This window comes from Desulfosediminicola flagellatus, from assembly GCF_005116655.2.
In the GTDB taxonomy this organism is placed as follows: Bacteria; Desulfobacterota; Desulfobulbia; order Desulfobulbales; family Desulfocapsaceae; genus Desulfopila; species Desulfopila flagellata.
The window spans coordinates 3,886,160-3,903,592 of sequence record NZ_CP050698.1; the positions used below are offsets into that span (position 1 = coordinate 3,886,160).

Here is a 17,433-nt window from a genome sequence, read left to right on the forward strand (position 1 = left end):
AGCATACAGAGAAAAGAGATCATGCCAAAAAGAACAGATATAAAAAAGATTCTCATCATTGGTTCAGGGCCCATCATTATCAGCCAGGCCTGTGAGTTTGACTACTCAGGCGCCCAGGCCGTTAAGGCTCTTAAAGAAGAAGGATATGAAGTTGTCCTGATCAACTCAAATCCGGCCACGATCATGACCGATCCTGAGCTTGCAGATGCGACCTACATAGAGCCGATCACCCCTGAATTTGTTATCAAGGTTATCGAAAAAGAGCGCCCTGACGCGCTGCTCCCAACCCTTGGCGGCCAGACTGCACTTAATACTGCAATCAAGGTAGCTGAGACCGGCATCCTTGAAAAATACAATGTTGAGCTGCTCGCAGCCAATATTGATGTCATCAAGAAAGCCGAAGGTCGTGAAGAGTTCCGTGCAGCGATGCATGCGATTAACCTTAATGTGCCAGAATCTTCAATCGTTCACACCATTGAAGAAGCGATGGCTGCAGCCGACGATATCGGCTTTCCAGTTATCGTTCGACCAAGTTTCACCCTTGGTGGAACTGGTGGCGGTGTTGCCTATAACCGTCAGGAACTTGAAGAGATGTGCACTTCAGGTCTCGACCTTTCAATGACCACAGAGATCATGCTTGAAAAAAGCCTTCTTGGCTGGAAAGAGTATGAGCTTGAGGTTATGCGTGACCGCAAAGATAACGTTGTTATTATCTGCTCTATTGAAAATGTGGATGCAATGGGTGTACATACCGGTGATTCTATCACCGTGGCACCCGCACAAACTCTTACTGATCGTGAATATCAGGAGATGCGTGACGCAGCAGTTGCCATTATCCGTGAGATCGGCGTTGAGACTGGTGGTTCTAATGTCCAGTTTGCTGTAAATCCTGAAGACGGTGAGCTCGTAATTATTGAGATGAACCCACGTGTTTCCAGAAGTTCGGCACTGGCGTCAAAGGCAACCGGTTTCCCGATTGCCAAGATTGCTGCCAAGCTCGCAGTAGGTTACACCCTCGACGAACTCCAAAACGATATTACTCGCGAAACCTATGCAGCTTTTGAACCGACTATCGATTACTGCGTGGTTAAAATTCCTCGATGGACCTTTGAAAAATTTCCAGAAACAGAAGATGTACTTTCAACTGCGATGAAGTCTGTCGGTGAGACCATGGCCATTGGCCGAACCTTTAAGGAAGCCTTCCAGAAAGGAATGCGATCACTTGAGACCGGACGTTTTGGCTTTGGCGGTGACGGCAAAGACATGCTGGACCATCTTGACCCTGAAGATCTGGCTATTGGTCTGCGGGTTCCTAACTCCAAGCGTGTTGCACATATTTACGAAGCGCTTAAGCGCAATATGCCGGTTGAAGAGATTTATAGGTTGTCCGGAATTGATCCATGGTTCCTTAACAATTTCAAACAAATTGTTGAAACTGAATTAAAAATCACAGAACGCGGTTTTCAGGAACTTGACGGTCCATTTCTCAAGACCTGTAAAGAGCAGGGTTTTTCAGACAAGCAGCTCGCTTATCTCACAGGGACATCTGAAGACGATGTACGCAACTTGAGAAAGTCAAAAGACGTTACTCCAGTCTATAAGCTGGTTGACACATGTGCTGCTGAATTCGAGTCATACACTCCATATTATTATTCGACGTACGAAATGGAGAACGAGGCAACCCAGACCGATAACAAAAAAATCGTTATCCTCGGCGGCGGACCAAACCGTATCGGCCAGGGTATAGAATTTGATTACTGTTGTGTACATGCCGCCTTTGCACTCAAAGAAATCGGCGTTGATTCTATTATGATCAATTCCAACCCTGAAACCGTTTCAACAGATTATGACACCTCGGACAAACTCTACTTCGAGCCGTTGACCCGTGAAGATGTGCTTAATATCATCGATCAGGAAAAACCAGACGGGGTCATTGTACAATTCGGTGGTCAGACTCCATTGAATCTTGCAGTACCGCTGGAAAAGGCCGGAGTTAAAATCATCGGCACCCAGCCAGATGCAATCGACCGTGCAGAAGACCGAAAGCGATTTCAGCAGTTCCTGCAAAAGCTCAATCTGCGCCAGCCTGATAACGATACCGTATCAACTCTTGAAGAAGCCCTTGCTTCAGCAAACCGTATCGGATATCCAGTTGTTGTTCGTCCATCCTACGTCCTTGGTGGCCGGGATATGCGAATTGTCTATACCGATCAGGGTATTAAAGATTTCATGATCGCAATCGGCGGAGCATCATCTCTTGAACACCCGATTCTTATCGATAAGTTCTTAAAAGATGCAATTGAGGTTGATGTTGATGCCTTAAGTGATGGCAAATCTACGATCATCGGCGGCATCATGCAGCACGTTGAAGAGGCTGGTATCCACTCAGGAGACTCTGCCTGCGTACTTCCACCACACACCCTCTCTGCTGAGATGATTGAAGAGATCAAAACCGCTTCACGTGCTATGGCACTCGAACTCGGTGTTGTTGGTCTTATGAACGTGCAGTTTGCAGTCAAGGAAAATGATCTCTATATCCTTGAGGTAAATCCACGAGCTTCAAGAACAGTTCCCTTTGTTTCCAAAGCAACAGGTGTGCCTCTTGCAAAACTGGCAACCAAGGTAATGATGGGCAAAACTCTTGAAGAACTCGGAATTACTACTGAAGCCGTCATAACTCATTGGGCGGTTAAAGAGGCTGTATTCCCGTTTGACCGTTTTGATAACGTTGACACTCTGCTCGGACCCGAGATGAAATCCACCGGCGAAGTAATGGGCATTGACGATAACCTCGGTCTGGCTATAGCCAAGGCACATCTCGCTGCCGGATCCACCCTGCCACTTTCAGGCAATGTTTTTATTAGTGTACGTGACGGTGACAAGAAAGCAGTATTGCCTATCGCCAAAAAACTCGTGGAACTCGATTTCAGTATTATTGCCACAGAGGGCACCGCAGCTTTTCTTAAAGAACATGATGTGGAATGCGAATATGTAAATAAAATTTCTCAGGGCCGACCACATATTCTTGACAAGGTTCAGGATAGACAAATTTCCTGGGTAGTTAACACTTCCCTTGGCAAGCGTACCACTGAAGATGCATATCTCATCAGAAGAGCCGCTCTAGATTTCCATATTCCATATACAACGACCATCACCGGTGCCGGTGCATTCGTCAAAGCTGTTGAAGAAGTAAAGGAAAATGAAATAGGTGTTCAGCCTGTACAATACTTTACCTGATGGTATACTGTAAAAAAATGGTAAGCCCCCCTCGACATCTATCCATAATGCTTTACAATTATTGATGCGATATAAACGGGGTAGCGATTTTCCCAGGTTTTCCTACTGAGAATGAAGGCTTACCATCCTACTGAATTGTTAAACAGGAGCCACCGGAGGACTCTTTGAACACTTTTTACAAAAACTTAAGCATGTGGCTGGTGATTGGCTTGACCATGATCCTTCTATTCAATCTTTTCAACAAGCCACAAACTAATTCAACATCCCTGACCTACAGTGAATTTATTTCCAGTGTAGAAAGTAAAGCTATAACCAGAGTTGTTCTTAATGGCGATGTTATCAGCGGCACTACTCAGGACGGTAAACCATTCCAAACAATTTACCCGTTGAGTGACACGGAGCTCATTCCGATGCTCCGTCAGACAGGTGTAAACATTGCAGTCAAGGAAGCTCAGAAAGACTCATGGTTTATGACCATTTTTGTTTCCTGGTTCCCGATGCTGCTGCTTATTGGTGTCTGGGTCTTTTTTATGCGCCAGATGCAGGGTGGTGGTAAAGGTGGAGCACTTTCCTTTGGCAAAACCCGTGCAAAGCTCATGGAACAGGGCACAAACAAAGTCACATTTGACGATGTTGCCGGTATTGACGAAGCTAAGGAAGAACTGGAGGAGATCATTGATTTCTTAAAAGATCCTCAAAAGTTCACAGTTCTGGGCGGCCGTATACCTAAGGGTGTTCTGCTTGCAGGTACTCCGGGTACTGGTAAAACTCTGCTTGCCAAGGCAATTGCCGGCGAAGCTGATGTGCCGTTCTTTACTATCTCCGGTTCCGACTTTGTTGAGATGTTTGTCGGTGTTGGTGCCTCTCGTGTTCGTGATCTATTCACTCAGGGAAAGAAAAACGCACCATGCATCATCTTTATAGATGAGATCGATGCTGTTGGTCGACATCGTGGCGCAGGCCTTGGTGGTGGACACGATGAGCGTGAGCAGACACTGAACCAGCTACTGGTAGAAATGGACGGTTTTGAATCCAACGAAGGAGTTATCATCGTTGCGGCAACAAACCGGCCTGACGTTCTTGACCCCGCTTTACTTCGCCCTGGTCGATTTGACCGTCAGGTTGTTGTACCTGTGCCTGATGTTGGTGGTCGTAAGAAAATTCTCGAAATTTATGCCAATAAGACCAAAATGGCTCCGGGAATCGATCTTGAAGTTCTTGCCCGAGGCACCCCTGGCTTTTCCGGTGCAGACCTTGAAAACCTGATTAACGAAGCAGCACTTATGGCTGCGCGTACAGGTGCTAAGGAAATCAGTCTTGAGCTGCTTGAAAAAGCAAAAGACAAGATCATGATGGGCGCTGAGCGTAAATCAATGATCATCACTGACAAAGAAAAAGAGGTTACCGCATACCACGAAGCAGGACATGCGCTGGTTGCATGGTTACTTCCAGGAACCGATCCGGTTCATAAGGTAACCATTATTCCTCGCGGTCGTGCACTTGGTCTTACCATGCAGTTGCCGGTCGACGAAAAATATACTCACTCCAAAACGTTTCTCGAGAACACCATATGTATTCTTTTTGGTGGCAGAGTTGCGGAGAAAATTATCTTCAACGAGATCACCACCGGTGCAGGTAATGATCTTGAGCGAGCAACTGGTCTTGCCCGCAAGATGGTTTGCGAATGGGGAATGAGTGATGAACTCGGTCCACTCACTTATGGTAAGAAGGAAGAACAGATTTTCCTTGGTCGTGAGATTGCCCAGCATCGTGATTTCAGTGATGACACAGCACGCCTCATTGATAAAGCTGTAAAAGATATCATCAATAAGGCTGTAGTTACAGTTACTCAACTTCTTAAAGATAACCGTGACATTCTTGATAAGATGACCGAGCTACTGCTTGAGAAAGAAACTATCATGCTCTCGGATATCGAGAAGATGATTTTTGAGCTACGCCCGGGTCAATTCCCTGAAGCCGAAGCAGCACAGGCCAAAAAAACAGCACAGGTTGCTCCGGAAGCAGTAGCGGATACAGTAGTTACTCCTGATGTAGCGGCAGATGCGGTTGCTGAACCGGAATCTGATGAAGAAGTTCCTGAGGAATCAGCTCCTTCAGCTAGCCCAAAGGATCCTACTATTTCGCAGGGTTAAGCAACAGGTAATTGATGAACGAATTACGCACACGAATCATGGGGATACTTAACGTAACCCCTGATTCGTTTTCTGATGGTGGTAATTTTCACGATTTAACTGCTGCCTTACTGCAGGCAGAAGGGATAATCGCTGCAGGTGCTGATATTCTTGATGTGGGCGGGGAGTCTACCCGCCCATATGCTGAGCCAGTCTCTTTAGAAGATGAACTAGCCCGTACCATTCCTGTCATACGAACTATCCGTTCCACGCACTCCATCCCTATATCCATAGATACCACAAAGGCCGAGGTTGCTCGCCAGGCTCTCGCCGCTGGTGCGGATATTATTAATGATATCAGTGCGCTTTTAAAAGACCCCGAGATGATTGATGTTGTGCGTGACTCTGATGTTCCTGTTATCATAATGCATATGCAGGGAAGCCCTTCAGACATGCAGGATCGTCCGGCATACGACAATGTAATTGATGAAATTGTTGCGTTTTTCACTGAGCGAATAGAATGGATGACTAGTGAAGGTGTCGCCCGAAACCGTATCATTCTTGATCCCGGTATTGGTTTTGGTAAGACATTAGATCATAACCTTTCGATTATAAAACATCTTGATCGATTCAAGTCTCTCGATCTTCCTGTACTGCTAGGTCACTCCAGAAAGAATTTTCTTGGAATCCTTACAGGCCTTGAAGCTGAAAAGCGTGATCTGCCTACAGCAGTAATTTCTGCTCTATCAGTGGAACGCCAGGCCGATATTATCCGGGTGCATGATGTCGCCTCAACCAGACAGGCATTACAGGTTGCTGAAGCCCTGATGCACGCTCAATAAACGTATTTCGGTACAATCGTCACCATTTACCTTAAAGTCGCAAAGGCCGTACTCATCTATCAGAGATGAGTACGGCCTTTTTTCTTTTCCAATCAAACTCATCTTCGAGTGCTATAAAACGAAACAAGTAGGGAGTTTTCGCGGTTCCCAAAGCGAATATGTCACCATCATGCAGGGTAGCCATTCCACCTCTGTCTCTTCCGCCGATAGGTTCACCTTCAAGTTTAGTACCGCAGGCACTCGCTCTATCGACTAGTCGGTAACCATTATTTACCTTTTCAATTTGCACATGCTCGCGGGAAATATTCAGCGGCTGACCTTTATCCACGAGATACAGATCATTACTCGGCTTTTGTACTGTATTACGAGAGCGCTCCACTCTCTCAATATTTCCACTGATTTTCCGTACACGTGATTCACGTCCAACCTTGAAGGGAAACTTACGAATAACGACATACTCCTCAATCCGCTGCCCTACAGGTATCGCTTCGATTGCTTCATCTGTCATTGCCTGCAATACTGCGCGTGGCTGTATAATATCCAGAATCTTTCTCTTTTCATCCATGATATAATCCTGTAAGAATCCTCTTCGTGTTCATAGTATTTGTATCTATCTCAACGGTCTCTTCTGGAACATAACCTGCGATCGGGAGTATTTCCCTCATCGCTTAAGATCTTAATCGGACAATTCAATGGAATCATCTCCTGAATATTCTCAATCGATCAGTTCTTCACTTAACCTCAAGCCACATCAGGTACAGGGAGTAATCTCGCTTCTGGAAGAAGGAGGAACTGTCCCCTTTATCGCGAGGTATCGAAAAGAAGCTACCGGTTCACTTGATGAAGTTCAGATTAGCAAAATTCGCGATGAACTCCAGCTACAAAAAGAGATCACCAAAAGAAGAACTGCAATTTTTTCCTCTCTTGAAAAACTCGGAATTTCAGATAACAAATTGTTGTCATCTTTACATAGTGCCACAACATTATCCGCACTTGAAGATATTTACCTTCCCTATCGACCAAAACGACGAACACGAGCCGCTATTGCACGGGAAGCCGGCCTTGAACCTCTTGCAGATCACCTTTACACAAAGTCATCTCATAACTTTGTCCTCACCCGTTTCCTCTCGACCCTCACAGAGCAAATCTCAGAAGAAGATGCTCTGGCAGGTGCACGTGATATAATCGCTGAGCGAATCAACGAACATAAGCAATCGAGAGAAGCTCTTCGTCTACTTTTTCGGGAGCGTGCCCTTCTCGATTCAAAAGTTATTGAGAAAAAACGCGGTACCGCCACCAAGTATCAGGACTATTTTGACTGGCATGAACCTGTAACCAAAGTAGCAGGCCATAGGTTGCTGGCAATGCTTCGAGGAGAAAAAGAGAAACTACTCACCATCTCTCTGCGACCAGCTGTTGACGATGCACTCTCTATCCTCTACCGTCTGCATATCAACAAAAACTCAGGGGACATCAAACAGATTCGCATAGCCACAGAAGATGCCTACAACAGACTACTTGCACCATCTCTTGAGAACGACCTTCGCAACACATTGAAAGAGCAGGCTGACCACGAGGCAATTGAAGTTTTTTCTGCAAATATTAAGGAACTGCTCCTTGCACCACCGCTCGGACAAAAGCGGGTAATGGCACTTGATCCCGGATTCCGTACAGGTGCCAAACTCATCTGCATTGATGGACAGGGCACTCTTCTGCATTCGACAACGATCTACCCGACCCAGTCTGCAAAGCAACTCAAACATGCAGAGGAAGTCGTACTCGAACTTGTCAAAAAGTATAATATTGAAGCAATAGGAATTGGTAGTGGTACAGCCGGAAGGGAGACAGAATCCTTTATTCGCACACTACAGCTTCCAGCATCAATCATTATCACCATGGTCAATGAAGATGGTGCCTCCATTTATTCAGCTTCTGAGACAGCGCGTAAAGAGTTCCCCGATCTCGATCTTACCGTTCGTGGCTCTATATCAATTGGTAGAAGACTGCAGGATCCACTTGCCGAGCTGGTAAAGATTGATCCGAAATCAATAGGTGTCGGTCAATATCAGCACGATGTTAATCAAACTGCGCTTAAGCAGGGATTAGATGATGTCGTTGAATATTGTGTTAATAGCGTTGGTGTTGAGGTCAATAGCGCCAGCCTGGAATTACTTACCTATGTTTCAGGTGTGGGGCCAACTCTTGCCCAAAATATTATTAACTATCGCAAAACCAACGGCAACATTACCTCCCGCAAAGAATTGCTTAAAGTCGAAAGGCTTGGTCCTCGTGCATATCAGCAGTGTGCAGGATTCTTACGGGTAGCTGCCAGTGATAATCCGCTCGATCGCAGCGCCGTACATCCAGAGCGTTACGCGCTTGTCAAGAAAATGGCAAAAGACGCTGGTGTCAGTATAGCCCAACTCATGCAATCCGCTGATATTCGAGCATCCATTAACCTCGAACAGTATATAGATGATAGCGTCGGGCTCCCTACGCTTAAAGATATTATGACCGAACTTGCCCGTCCTGGAAGAGATCCACGCCAGGGATTCTCAAGCTTCCAGTTTGCTGAAAATATCCACTCCATGGAAGATCTCACTCCTGGTATGAAACTCCCTGCAATCATAACAAACGTGACAAAATTTGGCGCATTTGCTGACATTGGTGTACATCAGGACGGATTAATCCATATAAGTCAGCTTGCTAATCGTTTTGTTAAGGATCCTTCTGAAGTGGTTAAGGCCAGACAACAGGTTATAGTAAGAGTCGTCGAAGTTGATATCGAACGAAAGCGCATTGCATTGTCGTTAAAAGACGTCAGTTGAAAGGCATTTATCTCAAAGTAGTCATCGGTAAAAATCAATTACTACGGATCTTACTCACTATTAATAGCCGTTACCTGATTTCGACCGTTCTGTTTTGAGTGATAGAGCCTGCCATCCGCTCTCTTCAGGCAGTCCAGTAAGGTTTCAGAGCCATTAAACTCAGCAACCCCGAAACTCATGGTGACCCCCAGTATCTCTGTATCATATTCTATACTGAGGGTTTCCAAAGTTTCACGTAAACGCTCAGCAACTTCTACTCCTTCTTCTAAGTTCGTTTCAGGCAGGAGCAGGAGGAACTCTTCACCTCCCCAGCGACACACCTTGTCCTGCTCTTTTGTGAGTAACTCCATCTCGATTGCGATACTTTTAAGCATTACATCGCCGCAATCATGCCCATAGGTATCATTTATCTGCTTAAAATGATCAATATCACCCATCACTATGCTAAAGGCCCTCTTATTCTGTTTGAAACGTGCCACCTCCTCACTTAGTCGCTCCTTCATATCTCTGCGATTGATCAGCCCGGTCAGTTCATCGGTTCTGGACATCTCTTCAAGTGTTCTGTTCAAAGCAGTAATTTCCCGTACCCAATCCTGCCGGCTATACTCAAATGCAAAAGCAAGGACACTTACAGAAATGGTAGAAGCAATAAAGCGCGTTACAAAGTCAGAAGCATACTGTGTTTGCAGAAATGGGTTGTCAGGCACCAGAAGGATTAAAGCTACCATCAACAATAATCCCAGCATCGAAATAATTCCGAATTTTAGCTCAAGTACATAAAATGTCAGTAGCGGCATTACATAAAACCATAAGGGACCTGTGTTATTACTTCCACCACTACAGATGAGGTAGAGAGTAAGCACTGTCATCAGGAGTAAAATAATAAAACACGCCTCCCGGTAACGACCTGTAATGCGAAGAAACGCAAAATTTACCAGATTTAATATCGCTCCACCAATACACACTGAACCAAGCACAACCTTATTGTGATACAAAGAATGTGTACCGAAAATACTTAGAAAAAAAATGCACGTTACAGAAAACAACACAGTCAGAAAATGCTGTTTCTTTGCCTGGGCATTTACTTCATGTTCTTTGACAGATTGTATTTTCACGTTCTCAAATACACCGGGAAGTGTTGAGATGTCTACTTTCAGATCGTCTCGTTCTCAATCTAAAAAACGTTAACCTCTTAATAACATGTAGCATTAGAAGAGATTCATTTGTAGAGAGCACAGATGGCACACTCAGTTTATGTACCTTAATCTGCAAACTATCTAGGAGGCTGTCCGACAATGCTCTTTCCGCTCAATATCAGCGTTGCGACCCGAATTTTTATCCTCAGAATATCAGCTAAATGCTTGCGGTAAAAATCTGAGCCGCGCCTCGATCTTGAACAGAATGCTGAGTTTCAGGATGAAAACTATCTATTTTTCTTGTACAGCAAACATGTGTAATTCTCAAATGAAATTCAGAAACAAATCCGTTGAACAACCTACAAACACATGGCATTTTACACAAGTATCTCAGCACGACGATGAGAGATTGAGTCAAAATGTGAAACTGTTTTTGATGATATTGCAGGTCTATATCACCATTCATAGAGTTTTTATAGAACAAGAAGATTGAACGGAGAACGATACTGCGATACGCAGAGGATTACGGATAATCACAGGTAGCTATGAATCACGCGTATATAAAGCTACCTGTAATTAATTACCCTTTCACTGATCCGGCAAGCAGCCCACGAATAAAGTACCGTCCCAGCACTATATAAATCATGAGCACAGGCAGAGCAGCAAGGATTGAACCGGCCATAGGCAGATTCCAGCTTACAGCTTGCCCGCCGGCAAGGTTAGCCAGCCCGACAGTGATAGGATTATCCGCATGCCGCGTAAGACAGATCCCCCAGAGAAACTCATTCCAAACCTGGGTAAACTGCCATAGAGAGGTAACAACAAAGCCCGGAATCGAGAGTGGAAAAATGATTCGATAATATATTTGGAAAAAACCTGCACCATCCAGTGCAGCTGATTCCATTAACGAATCAGGAATTTGCGTATAGAAATTGCGGAAAATAAGGGTGGTTATTGGCAAGCCATAAACAACATGTGCAAGGATAAGCCCCGGAAGACCTCCGTAAAGATGCATAGCCCGTAATGTTTGAAAAAGCGGGATTAGAATAACCTGATAGGGAATGAACATCCCGAATAGAAAAAGGGTGAAAATCACTTCACTTCCAGGAAATTTCCACTTCGAAAACACATATCCGTTAAGCGAACCAAGAATAGTTGATAAAGCAGTAGCCGAAATAGTCAGGATAACCGAGTTGACAATGTTATTCTTTAGCAGGCCGAGCGCATCAGAAAAGCTTGAATAATTAATAACATCAGGAAATTCCCAGGACCTGGGCAGACTGATATCAGCAGGGAACTTAAGTGCTGTTGCCAACGTAAGATAGGCAGGCAGCAAATACACTATCGCAAGCAGTATAAGAGCACCATACAAAGCAAATGAGCCCGGAGAGATTTTACCTTTCATCTATCTCGTTCTCCTTTGTCGATAACTGCTAACCATATATGGAATGATGAACATCGCTGCAATCATAAAAAGAATTATGGCTATTGCAGCACCCCGCGCAAAATCATTGGCCCTGAACGTTGTGAGATACATATTTAATGCCGGGTGTCCGGTTTCTGCGTTGTCCGGCCCGGTCATCGCAAAAATCAGGTCAAACATTTTAAGAGAGATATGTGAGAGAATAATCACCGCGCTTATCGTAACCGGTTTCACCAGTGGCAGAGCAATATGTTTGTAATAGCCTACGGTCGTTGCACCATCAAGCATTGCAGCTTCGCGCAACTCAGTCGATATCCCCGTAAACCCTGCCAGATACAAGGCCATGGTATACCCGGAATATTGCCAGACTGTGGCCATGATAATCCCGAAAGTAGCTGTATTAAAACCATGGATCTCCTCCATGAACAGCGCTTTTGGCAGGAGATCACCCCATAACCAGACAGCAGCCCCGATCGCTACACCTGGGACCAACATCCACAAACCTCTCCCCGGCTTTCGTTTAACAGACCACAGACCTAAAACAATCAGCAGAGCTGAGAGTAAATACAAACCAATGGGCAGCAGATTCTGCCAGTTAAACTCAAAGACAGCTCCGGTACTTGAAAGCCAGGAAAAACTCATGTGATTGCCGCCGACATAGGTCGGCAGAATATTAATTCCACCTTGAGGGGCCAGCATCCATCTCCAGATCGTTCCGGTAACTATGAAGGAGAGCGACATGGGATATAAAAATACAGTACGAAAAAATGCTTCTCCGCGTGGCTTATTATCCAGCAAAACAGCTAATACCAAGCCTATACCGATAGCACCAATCAATAACATGACTGAATAGAAGACGGCATTAACAAGATCCTGACGAAAACCTCCACCAAGAAATCCTGTAAAAAGATCTATATAATTCGCAAAACCTATATAATTCTTTTCCGGATTTTCAGCCAGCGCAGCTACCCCGCCCCAATCGCTCAGCGATATCCAGAACGTATTGCCAATAAACCCATAGACGAATACTCCGACAAGGATGATTGAGGGCAACAATGTCAGAAATGCTTTTATTCTATCGTTATTTCTCATGCTCTTTCACATCACGCTCCCGACCCCTAGGATTGCTCATTGCCCAGACATCAAAACCCAAAGGACTGAGGTTAAAGGGTTTAGGACTGAGTAAATTGCATAAAAAATGCAATAGGCTTCTGAAACACTCAATCCTTTTACCTTTGACCTAAGTCCTCAGACCCGCTTCCAGTCCTTGCAATATCCTGGAAAAACATCATATTTTCAAAAAAACTGAAAAATATGGGCAATGGGCAGTCTCAGGGCCGGGACGATTAATAGAACAGCTTATTTACTAATACCGTTTTTAGCTGCAATCTGCTGTGCTGCATTTGCGGTAGCTTTGGCATTCTTAGTTTTAAGAAACATCTCCATTACTGCAGCAAAATCGTTCATAAACCCTTCATTGGCTGTTACGCCATGGGCCAGTGAACCAACAATTATATCTTTGCCAAAATCAGCCGCTGCTGACTTGCCGTAGTCATTGTATTTGGAGAGATCGCTATCTACACGGGCAGAGATAGAACCCTTAAGCGGGTTAAACGCATCGCTACCCTCACGGCTTCCGAGCAGTGCCAGCCATGCAAGGGCGTTATCTCGCTGTGAAGCACCTTTGGGCAAGCCAAAAGAATCAGCAAGAAACATAAACTGACCGCCGGTTCCAGGTGATGCAGCCCAACCAAAACCGGTTCCGGGCGCAAGCTTTTTGGTGGTACTCAGATATCCTGCTGCCCAGTCGCCCATGATGTTAAATGCAGCACTACCATCAACAACCATATCTGTGGCTTGTTGCCAGCTAAGAGAAGAAGCATCAGCGTTGGTGTACTCTAGAACTTTGCCAAACAGTTCCCAGGCCTGCACGCCTTCAGGACTATCAAAAGCAAGTTTACCAGCCCAGAGTGCATCCCATTTCTCAGGTCCCATTGAGGCGAGTGCAACAGACTCCCAAAGGTGATTTGCTGTCCAGTTTTGCGCGAGCGCCAGAGGAAGAATACCTTGAGTTTTAAGCTTTTCAGCTGTAGTGAAAAATTCATCCCAGGTTGTCGGTGCCTTGACTCCCCATTTTTCCAGATTTGCAGGACTAAACCAGAGCACATTTGATCGATGAATATTCACAGGAACCGACCAGATACCTTTGTCCGTACCGATATTTTTAATCAGTCCTTTAGGGAATGCATCCATCCAGCCCTGCTCTTTAAATAATGGAGTAAGGTCTTCCATGCGATCAGCTTCAACCCAGGTGCCGATCAGTTCCTGCCCGGCATGGACCTGAAAGCTGTCAGGCGGTTCACCGCCAAGCATTCTGGTTTTAAGTACAGCTTTTGCGTTGACTCCAGAGCCTCCGGTGACTGTTGCATTAATCACCTCAACACCGCTGTTATCTTTATTGTACAGATCAATCAGGGCCTGCAGAGCGGGCCCTTCATTTCCGGCCCACCACGAGAAAATCTCAAGTTTACCGGTTAGTTCTTTCGCCTGTACTACAGGAACAGCAGCGATCAACAGTGCGGTGCACGCGGCAACACATGTACGCAAAATACGCCTCTTCATAAATGCCTCCTGAATTAATGTAGTGATGGGTGCCCGGTAAAACCGAAAAATACGATATTTCAGTCCGCCGGATTTCTAACGAGTTTCCAGCCGAAAACTAATTAGTATTTAGTGCAGTGCTTCTTCAGTCTCGGGATCAAAAAACACCAATCGGTTCAGATCTATGCCCAGTTCCATGGTCTCACCGGGCTGAGCGACAATACGTCCTTCCAATTCTGCAATCATGGTATTCCCTCCAAGTTTAAACTCCAGCAGGGACTGACCACCCAGAATTTCACAAACAACTACTTCAACACTAAATTGCCATTCCGCTGGAATCCTTCTCAAACCGTCACCGGATTTAATATCATTGGGGCGAATGCCAACAAGTAGTTTTCTGTTATTTTCGAATTGCACCTGGAGTGGGACAGGCAGAGTAAGCGCGTTGAGCGATACAGAACCAATATCCTCCGCCTGATGAAATGTTCCTGGTAATATGTTAACCGGAGGGTTCCCTATAAAACTCGCAACAAATCTGTTACTTGGACGTTCAAACACTTCTATTGGCGAACCAACCTGCTGGATATATCCGTCTTTTAAGATGACAATTTTATCAGCAAGAGTCATGGCTTCTATCTGATCATGGGTTACATAGATAGTTGTAGTCTGCATTTTCAGATGGAGTTTTTTAAGCTCCATACGCATCTGTGTTCGCAGCTGTGCATCAAGGTTGGATAACGGTTCATCAAATAAAAAAACGCTTGGCTTACGGACAATTGCCCTTCCCATTGCAACCCGCTGGCGCTGTCCTCCCGAAAGTTCAGCCGGTTTTCGTTGCAAATAAGGCGTCAGCTCAAGAATTTCTGCAGCAGCACGAACTTTCGTATCAATCTGGTCCCTGGATTCCTTCGCCATTTGCAGACTGAATGCCATATTATCAAAGACAGTCATATGCGGATAGAGGGCATAATTCTGAAAGACCATTGCAACGTTACGATCCTTCGGAGCCACTTCATTGATAGGCCGCCCGTCTATACTGATCTCGCCGCCACTCACTGATTCAAGCCCGGCAATCATTCTGAGAATAGTTGATTTTCCGCAGCCGGACGGGCCGACCAGAACGATAAACTCATTATCATTAATCGTCAGGTTGGCACCGTGTACTACCTGGGTTTTGCCAAACCGTTTAACCACATCTTTCAACTCGACTCTGGCCATAAAAGGACTCCGGAACGATCGTATAAAAAGTGTTTAAATACGAATGTAATATGAAATATATGACTGCGATTATTTTGTAGAAACATCTCAATTCGAGACTAAATCGCTATTCTCGCGCAGCCTCTGAAAAGGGCTATCCGGGAATTGGAATTTTTTCGATTTAACCTGTCTTTCGTTACTCATTAGATGACCACGAACGATTCATCACGGATTGACTTACCATCCTGAAATCACCTCAAATGACACTCAAAACAACTGTAGCGAAATCACTATAGTTAATGGTTATGAAAGATGTCAATCACTAACCTTTTTTTGTTAGGATTATATACTATAGCAAAAATATGGAATCAGCTCGGAATGCACATCTGAATAGTAGATACAAACGTATTCTCACCATGAATCAAAATTATTCTGGTTTGCATCCTGCAGTGAGCATTTCATGAACCATCACTCCAAGCTTCCGAACCCCTTCCTCAAATCTCTCACTCCAGGGATAACCGCAATTTAAACGGATACAATGGCTGAAACGATCAGTCACAGAACACAAATTACCCGGAACGATAGCAATATTTTCTTTACTGGCACGCTCAAATAATTCCAGGCTATCGATTCCCTTATCCAGCTCTACCCATAGACAAATACCACCCTGAGGTGCTGAAACTCGTGTACCTTCCGGGAAATATCTGGCAACCGCCATCACCATATTTGCTGCCTGTTTTTTTAGCGAATTACGCATTTTCCGTAAATGTCGCTCGTACGCACCAGTTGCGAGAAAACGAGCTGCCACCACCTGATTCAACTGCGAATTCACAACTGTGGAATTAAATTTTATCCGTTTAACCTTCTCCTTAAAACGACCGGGGATGGTCCAGCCAACGCGTAAATCAGGAGCCAGTGATTTAGTAAAGGACGAACAGTAAAGCACCAGTCCATTCGTATCAAAGCTCTTTAATGGAACAGGTCGGGTTTCTGTAAAATACAAATCGCCATAGATATCATCTTCGATTAGCGGAATGCCCCTGCCGGTTATAATTTCAACCAATCGTTTTTTATCGGAGTTGGACATCACATACCCCAGAGGATTATGAAAGTTGGCATTTAAAAGAGCGGCACGGACATCATGATCCGACAGCACCTGTTCCAACTGGTCCATATCAAAACCGGTCTCAGAATCAACAGGCACTTCAAGCGCTTTCATATTGAGATCTTCAATCAACTGGAGATAACAGAGAAACGTTGGTGACTCAATCAGAATAACATCCCCTTCACGGGCTACTGCGCGCAAACAGAGGTCTATAGCATCCATGCAGCCGCTGGTAACAATGATTTCCTCACCTTTCTCACGACTGAAATAGCCAACTGACCGCTTAGCAAGTTCAGTTCGAAGTGCAGAAATCCCTGTAGGGTGACCATAACCGATCATTTCACCTGTCATGTATCCTGCAGCCGCACTGCGTACCTCTCGTGCCAACTGTTTGAGTGGTAATAATTCGGGTGAGGGAATTGCGGTCCCGAGCGGCAGCATCTCAGGGTTATTCACATATTGCTGCAACATGGTGGAGTGACTGTTTATCGTCACCTGGTGAGGCTCAATTATACCCTTCTCTCGAATTGGCCGCGGCAGAACTTTATCAAGTAATGGCCTAACATAAAATCCAGATTTTTCACGCACTTCAACAACGCCTCTATCTTCAAGTTCGTTGTATGCCTGATAAATAGTAGAAATGGACCGACCTGTCTGGGCGCGAAGGTTACGGAGAGATGGAAGTTTCTCGCCAGCTTTAAAATTGCCTGTGCGAATTTTTCTTTCCAGATCATTGGCCAGACGAAGATATTGATATTCCATGAATACACCACACTGTTATGCTATATTTTTGCAAAGTCACAATCTGTATCATATAGCATGGTTCTGTTCAATATTCCATCTTCTTCTGCAACAGCCAAAGCTCTACAAGTACATATATTTTATTACATTCCTGTTGAAAATAACGGACGTCAACTTGACGACCTCAACCA

Annotated in this window: 11 protein-coding genes; 4 read left to right on the forward strand and 7 right to left on the reverse strand. The window is 44.9% G+C overall.

Annotated features, from left to right (window positions below; genetic code table 11):
• Positions 1–21 precede the first annotated feature (21 nt).
• The 3 genes from carB (at position 22) to folP (ending at position 6,211) form a co-directional block, all read left to right on the forward strand.
• The gene (gene carB / locus FCL46_RS16085; RefSeq protein ID WP_136806612.1) at positions 22–3,237 is read left to right on the forward strand and encodes a carbamoyl-phosphate synthase large subunit; all 3,216 of its coding nucleotides are present in this window, start codon (positions 22–24) and stop codon (positions 3,235–3,237) included.
• Between the two features lie 164 nt (positions 3,238–3,401).
• Positions 3,402–5,390, forward strand: coding sequence for an ATP-dependent zinc metalloprotease FtsH (gene ftsH, locus FCL46_RS16090; RefSeq protein WP_136806611.1), 1,989 nt, complete (start codon positions 3,402–3,404; stop codon positions 5,388–5,390).
• 14 nt (positions 5,391–5,404) lie between these two features.
• Positions 5,405–6,211 carry a dihydropteroate synthase gene (folP, locus tag FCL46_RS16095; RefSeq protein WP_136806610.1) on the forward strand — a complete coding sequence of 269 codons (807 nt, stop codon included), beginning with the start codon at positions 5,405–5,407 and terminating at the stop codon, positions 6,209–6,211.
• A gap of 52 nt (positions 6,212–6,263) precedes the next feature.
• On the opposite strand, the gene FCL46_RS16100 is transcribed toward folP, so the two are convergent.
• Positions 6,264–6,776, reverse strand: a complete 513-nt coding sequence (locus FCL46_RS16100) for an FHA domain-containing protein (protein ID WP_136806609.1) — start codon at positions 6,774–6,776, stop codon at positions 6,264–6,266.
• A 127-nt stretch (positions 6,777–6,903) separates the two neighbouring features.
• On the opposite strand from FCL46_RS16100, the gene FCL46_RS16105 reads away from it, so the two are divergent.
• The gene (locus tag FCL46_RS16105; RefSeq protein WP_136806608.1) at positions 6,904–9,039 is read left to right on the forward strand and encodes a Tex family protein; all 2,136 of its coding nucleotides are present in this window, start codon (positions 6,904–6,906) and stop codon (positions 9,037–9,039) included.
• Positions 9,040–9,089: 50 nt separating this feature from the next.
• On the opposite strand, the gene FCL46_RS16110 is transcribed toward FCL46_RS16105, so the two are convergent.
• From FCL46_RS16110 to FCL46_RS16135, 6 genes are all read right to left on the reverse strand, one after another.
• Complete coding sequence (locus tag FCL46_RS16110) at positions 9,090–10,154, reverse strand: diguanylate cyclase (protein WP_136806607.1); 1,065 nt, start codon at positions 10,152–10,154, stop codon at positions 9,090–9,092.
• 601 nt (positions 10,155–10,755) lie between these two features.
• Positions 10,756–11,580 carry a carbohydrate ABC transporter permease gene (locus FCL46_RS16115; protein ID WP_136806606.1) on the reverse strand — a complete coding sequence of 275 codons (825 nt, stop codon included), beginning with the start codon at positions 11,578–11,580 and terminating at the stop codon, positions 10,756–10,758.
• The gene (locus FCL46_RS16120; RefSeq protein WP_136806605.1) at positions 11,581–12,690 is read right to left on the reverse strand and encodes a carbohydrate ABC transporter permease; all 1,110 of its coding nucleotides are present in this window, start codon (positions 12,688–12,690) and stop codon (positions 11,581–11,583) included. It lies immediately after the preceding gene.
• A gap of 267 nt (positions 12,691–12,957) precedes the next feature.
• Positions 12,958–14,220, reverse strand: coding sequence for an ABC transporter substrate-binding protein (locus FCL46_RS16125; RefSeq protein WP_136806604.1), 1,263 nt, complete (start codon positions 14,218–14,220; stop codon positions 12,958–12,960).
• 108 nt (positions 14,221–14,328) lie between these two features.
• A complete protein-coding gene (locus tag FCL46_RS16130; RefSeq protein WP_136806603.1) occupies positions 14,329–15,417 on the reverse strand; it encodes an ABC transporter ATP-binding protein in 1,089 nt (362 codons plus the stop codon).
• Positions 15,418–15,823: 406 nt separating this feature from the next.
• The gene (locus tag FCL46_RS16135) at positions 15,824–17,263 is read right to left on the reverse strand and encodes an aminotransferase-like domain-containing protein (protein WP_136806602.1); all 1,440 of its coding nucleotides are present in this window, start codon (positions 17,261–17,263) and stop codon (positions 15,824–15,826) included.
• Between the last annotated feature and the right edge of the window lie 170 nt (positions 17,264–17,433).

What these genes read in the sequence shown, in the direction of transcription:
- carB (WP_136806612.1), top strand. Translation starts at nt 22, where the DNA reads ATGCCAAAAAGAACAGATATAAAAAAGATTCTCATCATTGGTTCAGGG.
- folP (WP_136806610.1), top strand. Translation starts at nt 5,405, where the DNA reads ATGAACGAATTACGCACACGAATCATGGGGATACTTAACGTAACCCCT.
- FCL46_RS16100 (WP_136806609.1), bottom strand. Translation starts at nt 6,776, where the DNA reads ATGGATGAAAAGAGAAAGATTCTGGATATTATACAGCCACGCGCAGTA.
- FCL46_RS16105 (WP_136806608.1), top strand. Translation starts at nt 6,904, where the DNA reads ATGGAATCATCTCCTGAATATTCTCAATCGATCAGTTCTTCACTTAAC.
- FCL46_RS16115 (WP_136806606.1), bottom strand. Translation starts at nt 11,580, where the DNA reads ATGAAAGGTAAAATCTCTCCGGGCTCATTTGCTTTGTATGGTGCTCTT.
- FCL46_RS16120 (WP_136806605.1), bottom strand. Translation starts at nt 12,690, where the DNA reads ATGAGAAATAACGATAGAATAAAAGCATTTCTGACATTGTTGCCCTCA.
- FCL46_RS16125 (WP_136806604.1), bottom strand. Translation starts at nt 14,220, where the DNA reads ATGAAGAGGCGTATTTTGCGTACATGTGTTGCCGCGTGCACCGCACTG.
- FCL46_RS16130 (WP_136806603.1), bottom strand. Translation starts at nt 15,417, where the DNA reads ATGGCCAGAGTCGAGTTGAAAGATGTGGTTAAACGGTTTGGCAAAACC.
- FCL46_RS16135 (WP_136806602.1), bottom strand. Translation starts at nt 17,263, where the DNA reads ATGGAATATCAATATCTTCGTCTGGCCAATGATCTGGAAAGAAAAATT.